The organism is Kovacikia sp. CALU 1929 (assembly GCF_056784235.1).
In genome coordinates this window covers 167365-186108 of record NZ_JBXBCF010000071.1, presented here as the reverse complement: position 1 = coordinate 186108, position 18744 = coordinate 167365, and the positions used below count along the sequence as shown (strand labels likewise).

Here is an 18744-nt window from a genome sequence, read left to right as displayed (position 1 = left end):
TAAAAAATATACCTATAGAAGTACTTTCGTATCCTCACAAAAAGAATATTGGCAATAAAAATTTAGTATCCCGTTGCCTGCCCTACGGGTTTACGAGGATCATTTGCTCCGTGAAAGGTAGAATCTTGACCAATCAAAATTGATTCCGCAGCCCCCCAACCTGGGAGAGAAATGACCCGATAGCCCTTTTCCCATAAAGATTGGACGACGGCTGGCTTTAGGGCAAATGGTTCTGTCACGACCACATTGGGAAGTCCCTGGTAATGAATACGGGGTACGGCAACAGATTGCTCCAGTGTCGTACCGCAAACTACGGTGTTGCTAAAAATTTGCAGGATTGTCGTTGAAATTGTAGGACCCTCAGCTTCCGGTTACAATGCAGGGCTTTCCATCTTTCATTGCAATAGTCGGGCCATTCAACTAAGCGAGCGTTTACCTGGAGCGATCTCACAAGCCTTGCTCAACAAAAACTCAGACTGGCTGCTCTAAAATGCCTTTATTAAAGCCATCTTGGAAGTTCATCACCAACCCAATCCAATTAATCTCATTTGTAAGTTAGTAGGAGGTGCCATCGTAATTCCGTAACGAACAGGCTTTATTGGATTCGATTCAACCAGTGCCAATCGCGATCGAGTTAGGAGTGTCGCTACTATCAGTTTCATTTCAAGCATCGCGAATGCTCCGCCTAAACATCGGCGGCTACCACCTCCAAAAGGCAAGTATTCATACACTGAGAAGCTTTGCTCCAAGAAACGTTCTGGTCGAAACTGAGATGGATTGGGATAAACAGATTGACGACGATGCGCGAGATAAATGGAAGGGCTAATCACGGTCTCTGCTGGAAGAAGATAGCCATCTACTTCGAGAGGTTTAGAAATACGGCGAGCAAACGTGCCAGCTGCCACTGGATAAATCCTCAATGTCTCCTGGCATACAGCCCGCAAATAGGACAGTTGAGCAATTTCCATGACATCAGGTGAAGTTGGCAACGTCTTCAGTTCAGACTCTAATCGAGATCTAACTTGAGGTAAAAAGTGTGTCCAATAAAGCATCCACACGATCGCGGAAGTTGTTGTCTCATACCCTGCAAAAATGAGCATTAATAACTCATCTCGAATTTCTGCCTCAGTCATTGGGCATCCCATTTCATCACGAACTTGAAGCAGCATCGTTATTAAGTCAAGCTCAGAGTCAACAGCACGACTAGAATTGCGCTCTCGAATCTCAGATGCAATCAATTCATTGATTTCCAGTTTTTGTCGTACAAACTGTCCCCAAGGACTCCATGCCCCTAAATCTAATTGCAGAAAGGGAAACACAAGGGCAGCAGCACTTAAAGGAGAATCTAAATCTTTGAAGAAACCGTTGAGCAGAGAATGTAGTCGCTTAACTCGCTCCCCATAAGATCCAAACATTACTTGCAAAATTACGCGCAGTGCAATTTCTTTCATTACAGTTCTGACTACAAACGTCTGTCCTGCAGGTTGTTGAGAGATGACTTCTTCCGTAATTCGACAAATCTCATTTCCCCAATGACGTAGGTTTTCACCATGAAATGGTGGTGCTAACCAACGGCGATGGTTTTGGTGGCGATCGCCCTCTAAAAACACTAAAGCGTATTCGCCCAAAACCAACTGAAAAACACTACCTCGTTGATTGGATTGCAATACTTCTGATGATGCTGTGAAAATAGTTTGAAGCCCAGTTGGACTAGCCACGCAAACTACATTCGCCTCAGTATAAGGCAGTCTGAATATATCCCCATACTGCTGGTGACAATCTTCTAATAACGCTAGTGGATTAAAAAGACCTTGAATGCGCCAAACAAGTTCGGGTGTCGTGGGACCTGGCGGAAGAGATGTTTTCACGGATTTTAAATGCTAGAGAGGCGAAATTGTGAGATTGACGTTCTATAGTTTAGCTATAGAACTTGAAACAGAGGGTCGAAAAGCGCTCAACATCTATCTTTAGAGATAGTTTGTAGCTAGTAGGTTCCCCTAAAATTCAAACAGTTTAGCTTGAACATTCAGTTGTTACTTGTTTTAGAGAGATTATGCAAAGACCTGTGATTTGGCTGATCGGTAGTTTAATCTCGGTTGGATTGAGTTCAACGGCAGCATATTCTCAAGTTGTACCGGATGCAACCCTTCCCACTAACTCAACGGTCACTCCAGGTTGTACAGTTTGCATCATAGAAGGGGGAACAGCTAGTGGAAATAATCTCTTCCACAGTTTTCGCAACTTCTCTGTTGTGACTGGGGGAGAGGCTTTTTTCAATAATGCTCTTAACATCCAAAATATTTTTACACGAGTCACAGGCGGAAATATCTCTGCGATCGATGGAACTATCAGGGCAAATGGAGCCACCAATTTCTACTTAATCAACCCAAATGGAATTCTTTTCGGTCCCAATGCCAAATTAAATATCGGAGGTTCATTTCTAGCAACTACTGCGAACCGTCTGCTCTTTGCTGATGGAAGTGAATTCAGTACTAGCCCAACATCTTCTACTGCTCTCTTAACAAGTAGTATTCCAGTTGGACTTGGGTTCTTAAATCCGGGTCCCATACAGGTTCAAGGTTATGGGCATGAACAGTTTGTCGTCTCGATTGGAGACGCTTTTTCTGCTTCACTTCTGTTAACGGGTCAGGGACAAAGTCAAACAGGTCTGCGAGTTCAACCTGAAAGGACTCTAGCTTTACTGGGTGGTCCTGTTGAATTCCAGGGAGGTATTTTAACAGCTCCTTCTGGACGTATTGAGGTTGGAAGTGTTCAGAGTGGAACAGCGTCTCTTTTTTCTGTCCCTGGTGGATTCGGAGTAGATTACTCTGGAGCCACTGCTTTCGATTCAATTACCTTAATACGACAATCTGCATTAGATGCTACTGGAGATCGGTTTAGCAATATCCATTTACAAGGAAGAAGTGTAACCCTCAATGATGCATCTCTAATCACCATTTCAAATACAGGAATAGGTTCACTTGGAGTAATTCAAGTCGATGCTACAGATCAGGTCAATCTATTTGGTTTGACACCATTTAACCGTCAAGATTTACTACCGATTGTGCAAAAGTGGAAACGTAGCATCGTGAGCGATACCACTTTAGGCAAAGGCGCTGATATTTTTATTAATGCACCTGAAGTTCGGTTGGATCAATCTGCTTATGTAACCTCTTTGACCTTTGGTTCCGGTCAAGGACCTGGAATTTTTATTAACGCGAATCGCCTAGTTGATATCCGTAACATTTCTCCTAGTGAATCTGCTGCGGTCGGAAGTAGTGTGGTTACAGCAACATACGGTTCAGGACAAGCAGGAAATACCCAAATATCAACCACGCAATTAAATGTTGAAAACAGTGGCATCATCAATAATGTTTCCTACTCTAATGGCAGAGCTGGAGACACTTATATCAATGCAATTGATTCAACGTTAATCAATGGTGGAACTCCTAAGTTAGTCATTTCACTTAGCACACGAGCAGCAATACTGTCTTTTGTAGCGACGTTTGTAGGATCTCAGGCAACCAATACTGGATCAAGTGGAGATGTCTTTCTTACGACTAAAAATCTTCGCGTCTTAGGAGGCGCACAACTTGCAACACTTGCGTCTGGCTTTGGCAAAGCAGGATCTCTAACAGTTAATGCTTCTGATATTGTTGTAGCGGGTACAGCACGGTTAACACAGGCAGATTTGCAGAGCCAACTTCAAACAACTCCAGGATTTGTTGGTTTGTTAGCAGCACTAGGTTTGTTGAATGAGCCTACTCCAATCGACAAACCAAGCCGAAGCATTGTTGGATCAGGGGCAGGTTTAGGGAACGCTTTTACATCTACCGTTCTCAACACATCAGAAATTATTCCTTCAACAGAAGGAGGCAGCGTTACTATCAATGCCAATCATGTGAGAATTGACGATACAGCTTTAGTGACTGTTCAAAATACGGGTATTGGGAACGCAGGGACAGCCTCTATTCGTGCAAACCGCGTTCAACTCACTAGAGGAGGTGAGATTTCTGCTTTAACTTTCAATGGCGATGGCGGCAACATTGAAATTCGATCTAACTTGCTTGCTCTAAATCAAGGATCTATCAATGCCTCAGCACTCGGTCTTGGTAATGGGGGCAACATCAGTATTTTTTCCGACTTAGTGGGAGCAGTACGATTTCCAAATCGTATTACTGCAAATTCTGCTAGTGCATTTGGTGGACGTATTCTAATTGTCTCAAAAGGCGTTTTACTATCTCCTGGCAGCATTCTTACAGCAACCTCTGCCCGTGGGACAGAATTTAGCGGGATCGTTGATATCCAAGCTCCAGACATTGATTTGTCGCGGAGTGGCGTTCAAGCCGCGCCATCTCCAGCGGTTCCTGAAGTGGCGGTAACGTGTGGCGGTGGTACTACCGCCAATGCCAACAGTTTTACCATTAGTGGGACGGGAGGGATTCCAATCAACCCGGATGAGTTTTTAGGGAGTCAGGGGGGTTGGAGAGACCCAGAGCAAACGCAATCCCAAAGCAGTACAGCACCTTCGGGTAAAGGGCAAGCGATCGTGGAGGCTCAAGGATGGGAAAGGGCCTCTGCAAATACCGTTCGGTTCGCTGTTACACCTGGTACATCAAGTTCTTACCATTCTGATGCATTGACCGGATGTGTAAAACGGTAATCATACCTCTTGAGCTTCTGCGATTTGTCGCACTGGTCGGGCAAATGGAGGAATGATGTGGCCATGAAGGAAAAGGGGCACGCTGCTACGCAGATACCGGAAGGGTCGCACGATTTTCATCGAATTCATGCATTAGCCTTGAGAATTTGTTCTGCGGTCAGGTTTAAAGTTGGGAAGGTTGGGGAAAAGATGCGGTCTACACCCTGGTAAATCGTGTCCTGATAGCGCCCCTGATCGAGTACACAGATCGTCACCCTGTTTTGAATCGGATCAATAATCCAGTATTCTGCAACATCTAACGCCGAATATTCCACCCATTTCGCCCGGTAATCTTCGGTTTGAGTGCTAGGACTCACAACCTCTACTACTAGTTTAGGCGGAGCCTGATGCGCCAGAATGACAGCTTCGCGTTCACGGAGTGTCTCTGCAAGAGAATCATCCATATCTGACCATTGCTCTAATGTCAACACAGTGACATCGGGAATGCGGCAGGTATCCCAACGGTATCCTCGCGGGGATTGCACGCCCACTGCCAGCCGTTGAGAAGTCCAATCCAGCCCAGATTGTTGAATGGATGAATTCAACGTATCATCCACAAATTTGATGATCTTGCCATGTCGTCCGGTGCCCAAACTCATGGCAATCAATTCTCCATCGACTAATTCATAGCGGGTATCGGTGCCATCGTCGTAGGACAAATATTCCTCAAACGTCAGTTTTCGAGCTGCAATGGTCATCCTCGCACCATCCTTGCCGTCTGTGATGCTCCAATTATCGCATCATCAAAATTCAGCGCCCACTCAAGTTTGCGGCTTAGTTGAACACCCGCACCAACATTGAACTTCTGCATGGTTGGAGCTTCAACCGTGCAGAATATCTTGATCTTTGCAACCTACTGCTTGCGGCCTCTGAGCTTTTCCACAGACTTATGCTTGGTTATCTGAACAGGATCTTTACCGGATTTCTCACTCCCCAACTCTCCAAACTTAGGACTCCAAAATCCGTTCGACGTTTGGAAGTAGACTGCCCCCTCATGCTTCTTCTGTTGCCGTGCTTTCACATTCGAACAGCGCAGCATCACCTTTGGCTGCCCATCTTTCTGGTAGCCGTATTCCTCCAATGGTTTCTTGCAGACTGGACAGGCGTGCTCGGTTAACTTTCCGGAAGCATCTTCTGACTGCTCCGACTTGACACGCGGTGATTCCCAAGTTCTGGTGCGATTCTCCGAAGGAGACGCTGCGCGAACGCTCCAAAATATCACCGATTCACAACTCTGGCACTTGAGGAAGAATCCCTTCTTGACCTTCTTTGAAGGAAGTTGAATCATCAGCGTTTGGCACTGAGGGCATTGGGTATCAGAAACATCAGGAGTCTTTCTGGCTGGCGCTTCACTGGCATGGGTGGGAATTACCTTCCGTGCTTGCTCCAGCGCTGGAGCAAAATACTCGCGGTTCCAACGGGTGAGCCACTGCTCCCAACTCAGTTCACCACTGGCAATTTGGTCGAGTGAAGCTTCCATCTCTGCGGTGAACCCAACATCGACCAACTTGGGTAAGGCTTGAACCAGGAAGCGATCGACCTGCTCACCCACCTCTGTTGGTTGTAGTTTGCTTTTGACCACACTGACATAATCCCGTTGCTTCAACGTTCCAATGGTGGGTGCATAGGTGGAGGGGCGACCAATCCCTTTGCGTTCCATCAAAGCAACGAGCTGGGCTTCGCTATAGCGGGGTGGCGGTTGAGTCTGCTTCTTGTCATGCGCCGCCCGCTCCAGGTTCAGTGCCTGCCCCTGCTGCACGATCGGTAACTCGGCATCTTGACCCAGTGAGCGCCAATACTTGGCAAACCCCTCGAACTCAACCACCTGACCTCTCGCCTGCCACTGCACATCACCGGATTGAGTGATGATGCGCGTTTGCCGGATTCGTGCAGGCTGACAAAGCGATGCGACGGTGCGTTTCCAAATCATCACATAGAGTGAAAAAGCATCCGCGTCCAGTTCCGCTTTGAGGGACTCGGATGAACGGTGAACATCCGTGGGGCGAATCGCTTCGTGAGCTTCCTGGGCATTTTTGCCGCTCTTGTGCTGAGTGACCTTCTGCGGCAGATTCGTTGGGTCATGACTGGAAAGCCAACTCCGCACCGATTGAACAAACTCCGAACTCAAGTAGGTGCTGTCGGAGCGGTGATAGGTGATGATACCTTTTTCGTACAGTCCTTGGGCAAGCTGCATAGTCTTTTCTGGCGACAATCGCAGTTTAGACCCGGCTGCCTGCTGAAGGGTGGAAGTCGTAAAGGGAGCAGGCGGCGTGCGATTGACTGTTTTACCGTCAATGCTGACCACCCGATGCGGATATTGTTGAGCAAACTGGATAAGTCGATCGGCTTCTGCCTGACTCAGCACCCGGTCGGATTCAGGAGCTTTTTTATCTGCTGGATCAACGGCATCATCAACGGATTCTTCTGTAGACGTGCTGCTTCCACCTCGATAGTAAAACGCTCGAAACCCTTCTTTGTAATCCACGTAGCAGGACCAATAATCTTGGGGTTGGAAGTTGCGAATTTGCAAGTCCCGTTCGACCACGAGATGAAGGGTCGCAGACTGAACCCGACCGATCGATTTCGCGCCATTGTTTAACGCCCAAACGAGAGGGCTACCACGATAACCCACCAGCTTATCTAAAACAGAACGGCAAATCCCAGCATGAACCAGATTCAAATCAATCGGTCGAGGATGGGCGATCGCAGCTCTGACGGCAGCGGGTGTAATTTCTCGATAGGTAATTCGCTGAACGGTTTTCAATCCCAATGCCTGAGCAATATGCCAACCAATGGTTTCGCCTTCCCGGTCTTCGTCGGTTGCCAGAATGACACTCTGAGCGTGCTTTGCCGCTTCTCGCAATTGCGCGATCGCCTGTTTGCCGCGTGACCCACGGGCTTCCCAACGACACTGCACATGGTCGCCCACAAGGTCAAACCCTAGATGCTCATCGCCATCATTCGCTAGTTCCCGAATATGACCTCCACTCGCCTGAATCAGATAGTCATCTCCGAGAATGTGCCGCAGTTTTGCCAGTTTCCCTGGAGCCTCAATGACGATCAGGGGTTTGCCTTTCGAGCCTTTGGAATGCCCTGTCGCGGAACTAGAGCGTTTGAGAGTGGAGGTCGCCATTTGTTAAAACACATCCATACAGTTGTCAGAATTTTAGTACAAGCGTCCTTTCCAAGGTGAGAAACGGCTCAGTTACCAATATTGCATCGCTGAAATCACCTCAAAGCTCAAGAAAAGTCAAGGCACGGAAACGGAGACTCATCAGTTGGTCGTAAAAGGGATTCAGTTGGCATAACGGTGGAATGCTGGCGATCGTTCGACCGAACAGTTTAATCTTGCGGGCAAATGGACAACTTGCAGGAATCAACCAACAAATCAGAGTGGCTGTATAGCTGTCCTCGATTTGCCAGTAGCCAAGCCAGTTCTTGAATGGTTTCAGCATGGTGCCCTCCTCATGCGGCTGATGCTTTTGCAGTTTTACGCTTGCGGTTCGGTGCTACTTCGGGTGTTTGTGTTTCAACGTCTGGCACCGCCTCCGTTTCTTCTGAACCTGTTTCGCGCTTACCGCCTAACAGTTCCAAGCGATCGACTCGAATCACAGGCTTGGTTCGTGGAAGCTGGGTTGCTTTGTCTGTCCAACGGTCAATCTTGAGTGACCCGGTAACCCCAATCAAACTTCCCTTGCGAACGTAGTTCATCGCAACTTCGGCGCGTTTATTCCATAATTCCAATGAGTACCAGTCGGGTTCTTCCGATTTGGTTCGATTGATCGCCAGCGAAAGATTGGCGACAACGTTGCCGGACTCCTGGTCCTTGCGGTCTGGATCGCTCCCGACATACCCGACCAACATCACGCTATTCAGCATCTGCTCTGGGGATGCATTTTGAACCCGTAATGCCCGGATACTCAATCGTGGGATCGTGCGATTTTCGGCAAGTGAAATTTGCTCAATTTGAGTCAGCCCTTCAATTAAGACTCGACTACCAACCGGAAATTGGTTGTAAACGTCTGTTCCCAACTCATTCCAAGCCGTAACCGTCACGGTTTCTCGGACCACCGCATCTCTACGCTCAAACTGAAATTCCAGGTCAAATTCGCAGATGGGTGTTTGATCTTGGGACGTATGCCGGAGTTCAGCACGGATCAGAGTTCCGGTCAGAAAGATATTGTTCATAGAAATGTCCTTTTTATTTTGGTTAAGGTTAGAAAACCCGCTCAGGCAGCTTTAGGAACAATTTCGGGATACTCCATCGCTCCAACCTGCGACAAAATCCAGCTAGCAGGCTGAGATACAGGTGCAGCAGGAAGAGGTTGAGTGGCTTCTTCCTCCAAAACGGTTCCAGAAAAGTTAGTCCACTGGTCGCATTGCCAGTTTTCAATTTGTGCACCCAGAAAGTCAGCCTGAGTGAAATTAGTGCCTTCAGTCTTTGCCCCATAGAGCAGGGCACACCTGAAGTCGGCATGAGAGAGGTCTGCTCTTTGCAGCCCCACGCCCATCATTTGGGTCACTTCAAAATTGGTGCGTTGGGCGATGGACTGCGTCATGACCGTAGACTGCAAGATTGCCCATTTCGCAAAAGCATGGGACAAATTGGCATTGATCAAACGAGCATGACTGAGATTAGCGGATTTGAGTTGAGCCGAAATCAGATTGGCTTCATTGAGCGTGGCGTAGGTCAGATCGGCAAATGACAAGTCTGCTCCCTGGAGTGAAGCTCTACGGCAATCTGCGAAGGCAAGCTTGGCACTGGTCAACTTTGCTCCCCGCAACCTGGCAGCATTAAGGTTGGCATAGCTTAAGTCAGCACTGGAGAGGTCGGTACGATCTAAGTTCGAGGCGGACAAATCAACACGGGAGAGGTTAACCCCCGGCAAAGAACGACCGGAGAGGTCAATCTTAGACAGGTTCAACTTTTGATTTGGGTATGCCTCACGCCACTGGTTCCAACCGTTGAGGTCGCCTGATAGGAGAAATTCCAACCCATCTGCTAAAGCAAAGGGGGGAAGTTGCTCCTCTTCTTCCGGGGACTCATCAACGCTGGTTTCAGGCACCTGAACGGAATCGGAGGTGTCCTCCTGCTGCTCATGCAAATCGAGTTCGGAACGGCGATCTCCTCTCTTAGTAAAAGCCACTCCTATAGCAACAACACTCACAGTACCTCCACTCATAAACAGCAGAAGCGGTATGCTCGCCCCGTGGCTTCGCGGCTTCCCTGCGGATAAAGCGGGTGTTGTTTGGGGAGACGGAACCGGGATCGGTGTGACTAGAGGAGTTGATGCTTCTTGTGAAGTCGCTTCGGGTGTAGCTGGTGATGGCGATCGCTGCTGAAGTTGCAACTTTAGTTTTTCGATCGGAGGCAAGTCAGTAGAAGGGGAGGGAGTGGGTAAAGAATCACCTTCATGGGCGACTCCTGCGAACCAGAGGGACGGAGCAAGGGCGCACGGCAAAGCCGATACCGCAAGAGTCGCGCAAGCGATTGGTAGGAGTTGTTGCCAGCGGAAACGTTGCACTGAATGACCTCTGATTTACACTCAATGACTTCAGACTAAATCTGCGATCTTGCATCGGTATGGCACTGGTCAGGAACTGTCTGACATTCAGTTGCTTGTTGTGGATAGCAGTGAGAGTTGAGCAGATGGGTAATAGGTTTGAAGAATGGAAGCGTAATGGTAGCCTGCTTCCGCCAAATTCTGTGCTCCTGTTTGACTCATGCCCACTCCCCCATGAGCCTCACGGCTAACCTCCTCCGTGGAGGCATACTGCGCCATTAAAATTCGCCCGTTTTGGGTCAGCACTTGAGCACGAGTAGAGTCTACAGCAGCGATTGTCGAATCAGTTTCAGCCTCAACACCCCGGTAAACTTGATGGTATTCATCATTTCCAAGATCGAAGTACGGACTGGCGGGTTGCTCTAAAAATGAAAGGGCATAGGAACGGGCAGCGATCGCTTGAGAACACAGCGCCTCAATATTCCATGAAGGTGGCATCTCAGCCCCAACCGCACCGTAGAGATATTCTTCCAGGTCAACCCAGTTAACTGCCAGCAGGTTTTCCCCGTCAGACACAAGCTGCAAAACTCCGCGATACCAATGCCCATCCACGAATGTTAAGCCTTCTGAACCCGGATTGATCAACGCACCATTGGGAATTGTTTGAGAGCCAACCTGTAAGCCATTAGAGCCGACCTCTGCCAAGTACAGGTGATTGGGATTTAGACTGGCAACAACCTTGCCATCCGCATCAAGGATATCTGCTGGAGTAGAGGTGGCAATTTGCAATTGGTTTGAGTGAGAGGCGACCCGCACTCGAATAAAAGTGGACGTTGGCGGCACTACCTGCCATTGAACTGGTGCGGTGGGTGCGGTGGGTGGAGCATCACTCGATGGATCTGTCGATGACTTAGCCCTACTTTTGGATATTTTGCTCTCAGGTTTAGAAGACTTGGAGCGTTGTTTTGCTGTTGGCTGTTGTTTGAGAGTGAGGTTGAATTTTGTGGTTGAGGGGTTGGTTGCTGTAGAGGGACCTGGTGCAATCAAACTGGGGGAGAGAGTTGTTGATGTTGGGGGTTGGGGTTGAGGTTGAGCCGTAGTTCTTTGTGCCGTTGCTCCAATCAATGGTGTCAGTGGGATGACTCCCGTGACCCCTACCATCCCCACACCAACCCAACGTCTAATCGGTAGCGTCATCATTGCTCAAACCACTCCTGTGACTGCGTCGGAGGAAGGTAGTAAATAGGGCGGCGATTTCTCTTCTGCCTGGTGAGGGCAAACACATGGAGGGCGATTGCCAAAACGCCAGTGGTTATCATTACGCCATTAATCAGTTCGGTCATGCCAGGTCTCCTAATAGTTCGTCGTCATCGACATAAATGGCTTCCAGTCCAACAGACACTCTGTCTGCTTCTAAAACTGGGCGAGCGTTTTGAGTTGACTCAGGGGCAGCTTTGAGTGGTGAAACGTGCTGAGTCGTGGACGAGCCAGATTGCAGAAGCTGCATCAGGGCATCAAGCACCGTTGAATTAGCGTTGGCAGTTGGCAGTGACTCAGTGAAGGGCGACACGACTCCAAAGTCCTCACAAATCGCCCGAATTTGCTGGCTCAATACTGTGATCGAATACCGGGCAGCCTCCTTTTGCTGATCGGTCTCAGCGCCACTCGCCCTGAGCGCATAAGCTTGCCAAAAACCCGACATCGCTTCCAGCGCTCGACGTTTGCCCTCCCGAATCGAAATTAGAGAGGCAAGCTTGCCATTGAAGTAATCAATCAGAAGGGCAACCGTCGTACCATCCTCTGCCTTGTAGGAAAACTCCCGGCGCGATCGCCCCGTCTGTTTCTTCGCAACTTTTGAAAGTGCCATTGTCTCCTCTAACGTCCCCGACTAACCTTGCCTGCCAGTGCCTGAGCTAACCCATACACATCCGCAAACCGGAGCGGACGCGCCAAGTCTCCTTGAGCATTACGGGTTTGCTCTGCCAGGGTCAGCAGTCGTCCGCCCATGCCATCGGCAAAGTACAAATTCTCAGCCAACCCCAATTGGGTGAAGTAGTCTCGCAATTCAGAACGCATCACATGCGCCACTCCACCGCCAACCAAAATGTCCGTCTGGCGATCGCTGTTAATCAACAGATCCATCACATTGTCCCGACAGAAGGTTTCCACTCGACTCATCAAACCTTCTCTGACAGCCTGTGCTGCCGTTGAAAAATCTTTCAAGCCACCTGCCACCTTGGAAAGCTGTTGCGGTTTGCCGCTGGTAACCGCTGCCATCAGCGAGGGGTAATCGGCTTCCCGGATGCCAGAGGAGGTCGCATCCGCCTTGAAACAATTCCAAAACCCTAAGTTGTCACTGGTTTGGGATTGGTTCGCGTTGAGTCTGCCGCCCTCAAAGACGAGAACAGATAAGTTTCGGTGTCCCATCATCAAGACAACGACTCGTCGGGAGTAAGGAGCCGCAGTCGATTGTTCTCGCTCTTTTTTATGCAGCAGGTATAGCCCTGTGCCTTCTGGGTAAAAGGAGGAAGTCACTGTAAATTGCTGCTGCCGTCCACAGAAGACAACACCTTCCCCGATCGCCCTCAACCGGGTTTCAATTTCCGCCTTGAAGCGATACTCGTTGAGTGGAACCGCCAGGGAGATGACCGCATTGTACGCTTGAATCCCCAGTTGAACTGCCGCTAAGCCCAGCGCCGCGACAACTTGATAGGCAGCAACCTGAACTTTGTCCGCCGAAAAGCTACTGCCATAATCGGCGGCAGAGTTACCCACCAGAATCGTACTGTCACCCAGTTGCAACCAGATAGATTCAGCCAGGTCTCCAGCCGCATCAAATTTGTGGATAACGGAGGGACTCACTCCTTCAGCGACATCAGACCCCAACCAGAGAGGCTGGAGTTCTTCAGCAGTATTCCAATAGAGGAACTTACAGGCAGACTTACCTAAGTCCCCAGCGAGGTAAATCGTGGCAGGCTTCTCCGGTATCAATGTTGAAATAGGTACGGCTGTAACACTTACCATTGCTTGTTTTTACCTCTCTGGTCGTTGAGTGGTCGGTAGATGGTCGGTAGATGGCTCAGAACTGCTTTTTTGGGTCGTTGAATGGTCGGTAGATGGTCGATACTATTTCTGAAAGTGAATCCAGATAAGCTTTTTGCAGGTCCACTATTTTCAGACTAAACCTGTGATCTGACTGGCGTATGGCACTGGTCTGCGATTTAGCGCGAAGTTGGTAGATTTGTGCCATCTCCCAGTCAGATGACAGCGGTACGGTGAGGAATGGAAATTCCAATATTCACCTCATCTGACCTCCCACACCCAACGGCTTGATGGAAATTCCATTTCCTTTCCATTTCCAAATGCCATTTCCATGCGTTTCCATCTCCATGAGCACCAAAACGTCCAAAGATTTCCATATCACCCTGCCGATCGTGGAAGGGCAAGAGATTGAACAAATCGCTAGCGATCGCGGAGCAAAACCGATTCATGTCATCCGCGACTGGATTCGACTGGGCAAAGCAGCCCAGGCAGCTGGATGCCAATTACTTCCAGATGGAAGTTTTGGTGAAAAGTCGGCTGTTTCCAATACCCCTCCAGCCACCTCCACAAACTTCCAATTCGCCACGCCGCTCATGGAGAAACTGATGGCAAGGGTGGAGTCGATGCAAGCACAGGTGGATGACCAGCGATCGCACCTGAAACAGTTGACCCACCTATCCCTGCTTCAGAAAACCCAGGAAGCCTGTTTCGTTCTGCTGGAATGTGTGGCGACAGACACTGCCAGTGATGCTCTCAAACTGAAGCGAAAAGACTTGATTGAATCACTTAAACTCCGGCTACAGCAAATCGAAGCAGAGACTTTAGCACAGAGGTAGCGATCGATGGTTGTTTCACTCACCAATGTCTCTCCATCCCATGCCAACCACTATTACGCATCCAAAAATATTTCCAGCCAAATGCAGTTGTCCCGTTGGAGTGGAAAGTTGTTGCAGCCGTTGGGTGTGGGAGGATCGGTCAACCACTTTGAGCTGGAAAACCTGCTGAATGGCAGAGCGGTAAAGGGAGAGGTACTGATTGACAAGCTTCGATTGCATCAACAGCAACTCAATGCTAGAGATACCAACAAAGCTCCCCCGACTGAACGGGCTGGAATTGATGTGACCGCCAGTGCGCCTAAATCTGTCAGCATTCAGGCGTTGGTATTTGGGGACCACCGATTAGAAGCGGCTCAACAGCAGGCGAATGCCAGGATGTTGCAAGTCCTGGAAGACCGCTACGCCATCGTTTGCTTGCGGGAGGGAGGCAAACGACGCAAGGTGCAAACCGGAGAGTTAGCGATCGCCAGTTTTTACCACGACACCAGCCGTTCACTCGATCCACAGCTTCATACTCACAATGTCATTTTGAATCTTCAGCGCCGACCTGATAACGGCAGGTGGCAGAGCCTGGATAATGCTGAAATTTATCAAGCAAAGATGCTACTGGGTCAAATTTACCGGAATGAGTTGGCATTGCAGGTTCAAGCTTTGGGCTACCGAATTCACATCACAGATCAGCGTCACGGACTTTGGGATTTGGAAGGGTTTTCTGACCGTCAACTTAAGGCGTTTAGCACCCGTACCCAGCAAATTGAAGCGGCTGTTGGAGTCGATGCCAGCAGCAAAACAAAGGAGTGGGCAGCAACCCGTGTGACTCGTAGCCGCAAACATAATGTCCCTCGGTCTGACCTGTTAAAGCACTGGCAAGAGCAAGCAATCGCCGCTCAAATGCTGCAAATAGCTCCGATTCATCCACTCATGACTCAGACCTCAAAGGAACTCGCCCCAACCCTGGTCGCTCAGAGCCTGACTGTATTGGCTGAACAAGGCATCGATTTTCGCCGTGAAGAAATTGAGCGTTTAGTCCTGCAACAACCAGGACAGGTGAGCTTTGCTGATCTACAACAGGCGATCAACCACCACCCGACTCCTCTCATTAGAAAGAACGACCATGATTTTTCAAGAAATGAAAGACAAGATTACAGAAGCGAAGGAGGCAAACTCACTCTCCCCGCCGACATTACAATCACCAGCAGCAGACACGGTACTGGAAGTCCCTCAGCCGAAGGTAACGGCACAGACAACTCAGATGCCGCAGAAATCAGCGATCGCGGGTCCGTTACTGGAGTCACACCCAGAACAGATCAATGGGCAGCCAGTGGTCTCAGGACACCCGACATCGAGAACACAACTCCAGAGCGATCGAGCAACAACAGCAAGTACCACAGCAGTTCCAACGCACAATCAGGCAGTCAACTATCGCCAGAACCTGGGACGGTCTCATCCTCAATCGAGACCAATTCCTCCCAATTTGTGGGAAGGGTGGACAGCTCCAGCACCTGCCACAGCCGAGCAGATGGAGCAACTGATTACCCTGCTCCAACCCTTGCCCAAGAGTTTGATCACACTCAAACAATTGCTAGAGACAACATCCAGGCGAACCGATCTTCAGATGCCCTTAGTCAACTTGCAGGAGACTTTGGAAGACTTGAAGAAGTCTTTACCACAACAACCTCAACAGAAAGTCGAGGATTCGACTGGACAGCACCTGAACCTGATTACCGAACAACTGAAGCAGACAAATCAGAGCATCCTCGAATTGAAGGCGCAACTGAAAACGCTCTCCACATTGCCAATGAACTCGAAGTCAATCCAGACCGATCTATCTTCAACGCCCGACCAAAACAGGAACCAGCGCCAACCGTGGCTGGAGATTCCGATTGGCAAGAAGAAATGGAACTTCGCCAAACCCCTTGAGGTGGTTCTCATCATCTTCTGCACTGCATCCCTAACTGCATCGCTCATTCAATACCATCCCAGAGGAATGAGCCACATCAACAACCGGATCAATGATGTCCTCATCAAATTGGGAGGAAGGAAGTAACCATGCCTGAAATATCAGACCCGCAATATTGGCAAGAACAGGAGCAAAGAGCCAATGAGATTCGCCCAATTTTGGAACGCACGTTTGCCCTAGCCCAGCAGTACGGATGGGTTGAGCCAATCAGTGATGAGTGCTGGCAATATCAGGGGGACAAGCACACCCTGGTTTACGATCCAGAGTCCGATGCCCTCTGGATTGAGGCAAATGATAGCAGTTGGTGCGTTAACTTCCATGAGCAGGCATTTGTTCCTGAACCCGACACTCAAATTACGGAAGAGCAACTTCAAGACTTTCAAGCGCTGCGGGACTACCTTGAACAACAGGATGTGGTTGGAGATGTTGATTTACGAGCCGTTCAGCAGCAAGCACAACAGCAATGGAACCAGGATCACATTGTCACTGAAGACGATCGCGGCTCAATTGCTAATGCCGTTGAACAACTGTTTGAGTACTACGCCAGTCAGGGCGAAGTTGCCTACAAATTGTCGCCTGAGAGTACCGAGTACCTATACCGTTTAGCTGTTGAGGACAAAGTTTACATTGTCAGTCGGGATGATGCAACAGGCAGCTATAACCTTCAACAGGAAGGGTCGAACCTTGATTTATCAACGGGACAAAGCATTACTCAAGCAGACGTAAAAACTTGGGCGGAGATTGACACATGGGTAGCAGAGTGCCAACGGTTGGAGGATGAAAACGCACAGACATCAAAGAACGGTTGGGAGGAAACCTATTGGAGTCAACAGGAAGACCGAGCAAATGTCTTGCTGGCGATCGCTGAACAGGCGTTTTCTTATCAAGAAGCACAGGGAGTAGTGAGACTGGACGAATCGCAGCAGAATCATGTCACCAATGGTTTGGGAGATTATCAAGTCGGCTATAACTCAACCACTGATACCCTTTGGATGCAGCGAGGCGATACTGTGATGGTGTCCGCCATCAATCATCATCAGCACTATGATTTGAATGCAGGTCGATGGCAACTGGAGGGACTCAATGAGTTGGGCGCAATCAACCTGGATGATATTGCCTACTTCCAATCCTTGCAAGCGTGGCTCCAAGCGAAAGAGTCACTGACTGAACGCAAGCCAGGAATTATTGGGCAAACCCGCATGGAGCTGGCTATTGTCCAAACACAAGTGCCTGTAGTCAGTTCAAGGTTAGAGAACAGCAATCCTCTACTGACGGAAACACCTCCGGAGGTGGAAACTAGCGGCGTAGAAGTTGTGAATGAGCAAACTGCCCTCTTTGACATTGAGGACAAGCTCCCGATTGACCACGAGGAGAGAGAGTAACCCCACGACAGTCTAACCAGATAAAAGCAGACCCATGCCATACCACAGTCAGATTGCTTCTCTAATGTTGTGAATAGATGGATTAACTCGCTGCCTTAGAGCACTCCTGTTATGAGCCAACCTCAACCACTTGACGGCTTTTTGAATACGGTGTTTGGAGACCCAACTCTTACCGAAGATTTGTCAGACGCAGACAAAACTGCAATGCGAACGGCATTTGGCAATTTATTCAAAGGAATAGAACAGCAGGTAGCGACGGCAATGACTGAATCTGCGAATAAAAGCGTTGCTGTTGAGTTGAACGAATACAGTGACACAGACTTGATTAACCACTTAACACAACAGGTGGATGCCGCTGTTTGTGCGATCGAGATTCTGTCTAATCGACCAATCGGCAGAAAGCACCTGGACTTGATGCGTCGGCTTGAGCTGCAATTGACTGCTATTACCCTAAGTGTGAGCGACTTACAACCGCAGCCACAGCAACGAACTCCCTGCGCGGAGGTAGAACAATCGCAGGTACAACCAGGGAACTGGCGGTATCTCAAGCAAATCCTGCTTAAGGAATTCGATTTCCTCAATCACTGGCTACGGTGACAGTGATGACCAGACCTCTTTTCTACTTCTGTGTTGCACTCCTCCTGCTGCCATTTGGAGTCAAGCTTGGAGTTCCGACTTGGGTTCCCTTAGCAGAGCATTTGGAGAGGCAATTCTCTCAGTCCTCCACCCCTCGTTATACCGTTGAAAGAGTTCGTGGTGAAGTCTGGACGTTGCGTGCCTCAGATCAATCCCAGCGGCAAGTAACATTAGCAGGCATCATGCCGATTGACTCCAAGTGGCAAGCACAGGCAAATGGAGTCATCGCAATGCTATTGCAGTCCTCCCACCAGCAAGTTGATCTAACCATCACACAAGTAGTTGGAGAAGGAGAGGTTGCTAGAGCGATCGCTCAGCTACCAAACGGGACATCAATTCAACAAGTGTTAGTGGCAGATGGACTGGCGAAGCTGGACAAGAAACAACTCAGCCAGTTACCAGATGAGGTTAGAAACGCTTTGCAACAAGCACAAACCTTAGCCCAACAACAACGTAAAAACATTTGGGGATAAAGGATGTCCCTCGCTTCCGCGCAAAACCTTCTCGGTTGGCTCTTAACAGGTTTTCTCCTAATTACAGGAGCGTCTGTAATTGGCGCTGATAATTTTCTTGCGATTACGTGTGGATTGACTGCTGTAGGCATTGCGCCACCGCTACCGCTCCCCCTTTGGCTCAAAGGATTGATCGCCGCGATCGGATTAATTGCAATTTCACTGTGAAA

The 18744-nt window shown here is 49.1% G+C and carries 18 protein-coding genes; 7 read left to right on the top strand and 11 right to left on the bottom strand.

Annotated features, from left to right (window positions below):
• Positions 1 to 62 precede the first annotated feature (62 nt).
• Both AC1S52_RS17310 and AC1S52_RS17305 read right to left on the bottom strand, forming a co-directional pair.
• Complete coding sequence (locus tag AC1S52_RS17310) at positions 63 to 350, bottom strand: gamma-glutamyltransferase (RefSeq protein WP_482030308.1); 288 nt, start codon at positions 348 to 350, stop codon at positions 63 to 65.
• 171 nt (positions 351 to 521) lie between these two features.
• Complete coding sequence (locus AC1S52_RS17305; protein WP_482030284.1) at positions 522 to 1868, bottom strand: cytochrome P450; 1347 nt, start codon at positions 1866 to 1868, stop codon at positions 522 to 524.
• A 185-nt stretch (positions 1869 to 2053) separates the two neighbouring features.
• Between AC1S52_RS17305 and AC1S52_RS17300 the strand changes: the two genes are divergently transcribed.
• Positions 2054 to 4663 (top strand): two-partner secretion domain-containing protein, encoded by a 2610-nt coding sequence (locus AC1S52_RS17300; RefSeq protein ID WP_482030283.1) that lies wholly within the window; start codon positions 2054 to 2056, stop codon positions 4661 to 4663.
• Between the two features lie 125 nt (positions 4664 to 4788).
• Here AC1S52_RS17300 and AC1S52_RS17295 read toward each other — a convergent pair whose 3' ends face one another.
• The 9 genes from AC1S52_RS17295 to AC1S52_RS17255 all read right to left on the bottom strand — a co-directional run bounded on the left by AC1S52_RS17295 (position 4789) and on the right by AC1S52_RS17255 (position 13230).
• Positions 4789 to 5400 (bottom strand): Uma2 family endonuclease, encoded by a 612-nt coding sequence (locus tag AC1S52_RS17295; protein WP_482030282.1) that lies wholly within the window; start codon positions 5398 to 5400, stop codon positions 4789 to 4791.
• 155 nt (positions 5401 to 5555) lie between these two features.
• Positions 5556 to 7835 (bottom strand): type I DNA topoisomerase, encoded by a 2280-nt coding sequence (gene topA / locus AC1S52_RS17290; RefSeq protein ID WP_482030281.1) that lies wholly within the window; start codon positions 7833 to 7835, stop codon positions 5556 to 5558.
• Between the two features lie 100 nt (positions 7836 to 7935).
• Positions 7936 to 8157, bottom strand: coding sequence for a Mo-dependent nitrogenase C-terminal domain-containing protein (locus AC1S52_RS17285; protein ID WP_482030280.1), 222 nt, complete (start codon positions 8155 to 8157; stop codon positions 7936 to 7938).
• A gap of 10 nt (positions 8158 to 8167) precedes the next feature.
• Positions 8168 to 8890, bottom strand: a complete 723-nt coding sequence (gene ssb / locus AC1S52_RS17280) for a single-stranded DNA-binding protein (RefSeq protein WP_482030279.1) — start codon at positions 8888 to 8890, stop codon at positions 8168 to 8170.
• 41 nt (positions 8891 to 8931) lie between these two features.
• Positions 8932 to 10227 carry a pentapeptide repeat-containing protein gene (locus AC1S52_RS17275; protein WP_482030278.1) on the bottom strand — a complete coding sequence of 432 codons (1296 nt, stop codon included), beginning with the start codon at positions 10225 to 10227 and terminating at the stop codon, positions 8932 to 8934.
• A gap of 87 nt (positions 10228 to 10314) precedes the next feature.
• On the bottom strand, positions 10315 to 11406 hold the full coding sequence (locus AC1S52_RS17270) for a SpoIID/LytB domain-containing protein (protein WP_482030277.1): 1092 nt from the start codon (positions 11404 to 11406) through the stop codon (positions 10315 to 10317).
• Entirely contained in the window at positions 11403 to 11549 is a 147-nt protein-coding gene (locus AC1S52_RS17265) for a hypothetical protein (RefSeq protein ID WP_482030276.1), read from the bottom strand. The genes AC1S52_RS17270 and AC1S52_RS17265 overlap by 4 nt, the downstream gene beginning before the upstream one ends.
• Positions 11546 to 12073 carry a hypothetical protein gene (locus AC1S52_RS17260; protein WP_482030275.1) on the bottom strand — a complete coding sequence of 176 codons (528 nt, stop codon included), beginning with the start codon at positions 12071 to 12073 and terminating at the stop codon, positions 11546 to 11548. Before AC1S52_RS17260 ends, AC1S52_RS17265 begins: the two co-directional genes overlap by 4 nt.
• Positions 12074 to 12081: 8 nt before the next feature.
• Positions 12082 to 13230: a ParM/StbA family protein gene (locus AC1S52_RS17255; RefSeq protein ID WP_482030274.1), complete on the bottom strand. Its 1149-nt coding sequence runs from the start codon at positions 13228 to 13230 to the stop codon at positions 12082 to 12084.
• A gap of 365 nt (positions 13231 to 13595) precedes the next feature.
• Here AC1S52_RS17255 and AC1S52_RS17250 point away from each other — a divergent pair, with 365 nt between their 5' ends.
• From AC1S52_RS17250 to AC1S52_RS17225, 6 genes are all read left to right on the top strand, one after another.
• On the top strand, positions 13596 to 14084 hold the full coding sequence (locus AC1S52_RS17250; protein WP_482030273.1) for a hypothetical protein: 489 nt from the start codon (positions 13596 to 13598) through the stop codon (positions 14082 to 14084).
• 6 nt (positions 14085 to 14090) lie between these two features.
• Entirely contained in the window at positions 14091 to 16004 is a 1914-nt protein-coding gene (gene mobF / locus AC1S52_RS17245) for a MobF family relaxase (RefSeq protein WP_482030272.1), read from the top strand.
• A 129-nt stretch (positions 16005 to 16133) separates the two neighbouring features.
• Positions 16134 to 17426, top strand: coding sequence for a hypothetical protein (locus AC1S52_RS17240; protein ID WP_482030271.1), 1293 nt, complete (start codon positions 16134 to 16136; stop codon positions 17424 to 17426).
• A 111-nt stretch (positions 17427 to 17537) separates the two neighbouring features.
• The gene (locus tag AC1S52_RS17235) at positions 17538 to 18023 is read left to right on the top strand and encodes a hypothetical protein (protein WP_482030270.1); all 486 of its coding nucleotides are present in this window, start codon (positions 17538 to 17540) and stop codon (positions 18021 to 18023) included.
• Between the two features lie 5 nt (positions 18024 to 18028).
• Positions 18029 to 18535 carry a thermonuclease family protein gene (locus AC1S52_RS17230; RefSeq protein ID WP_482030269.1) on the top strand — a complete coding sequence of 169 codons (507 nt, stop codon included), beginning with the start codon at positions 18029 to 18031 and terminating at the stop codon, positions 18533 to 18535.
• 3 nt (positions 18536 to 18538) lie between these two features.
• Positions 18539 to 18742, top strand: a complete 204-nt coding sequence (locus tag AC1S52_RS17225; protein ID WP_482030268.1) for a hypothetical protein — start codon at positions 18539 to 18541, stop codon at positions 18740 to 18742.
• Positions 18743 to 18744 lie beyond the last annotated feature (2 nt).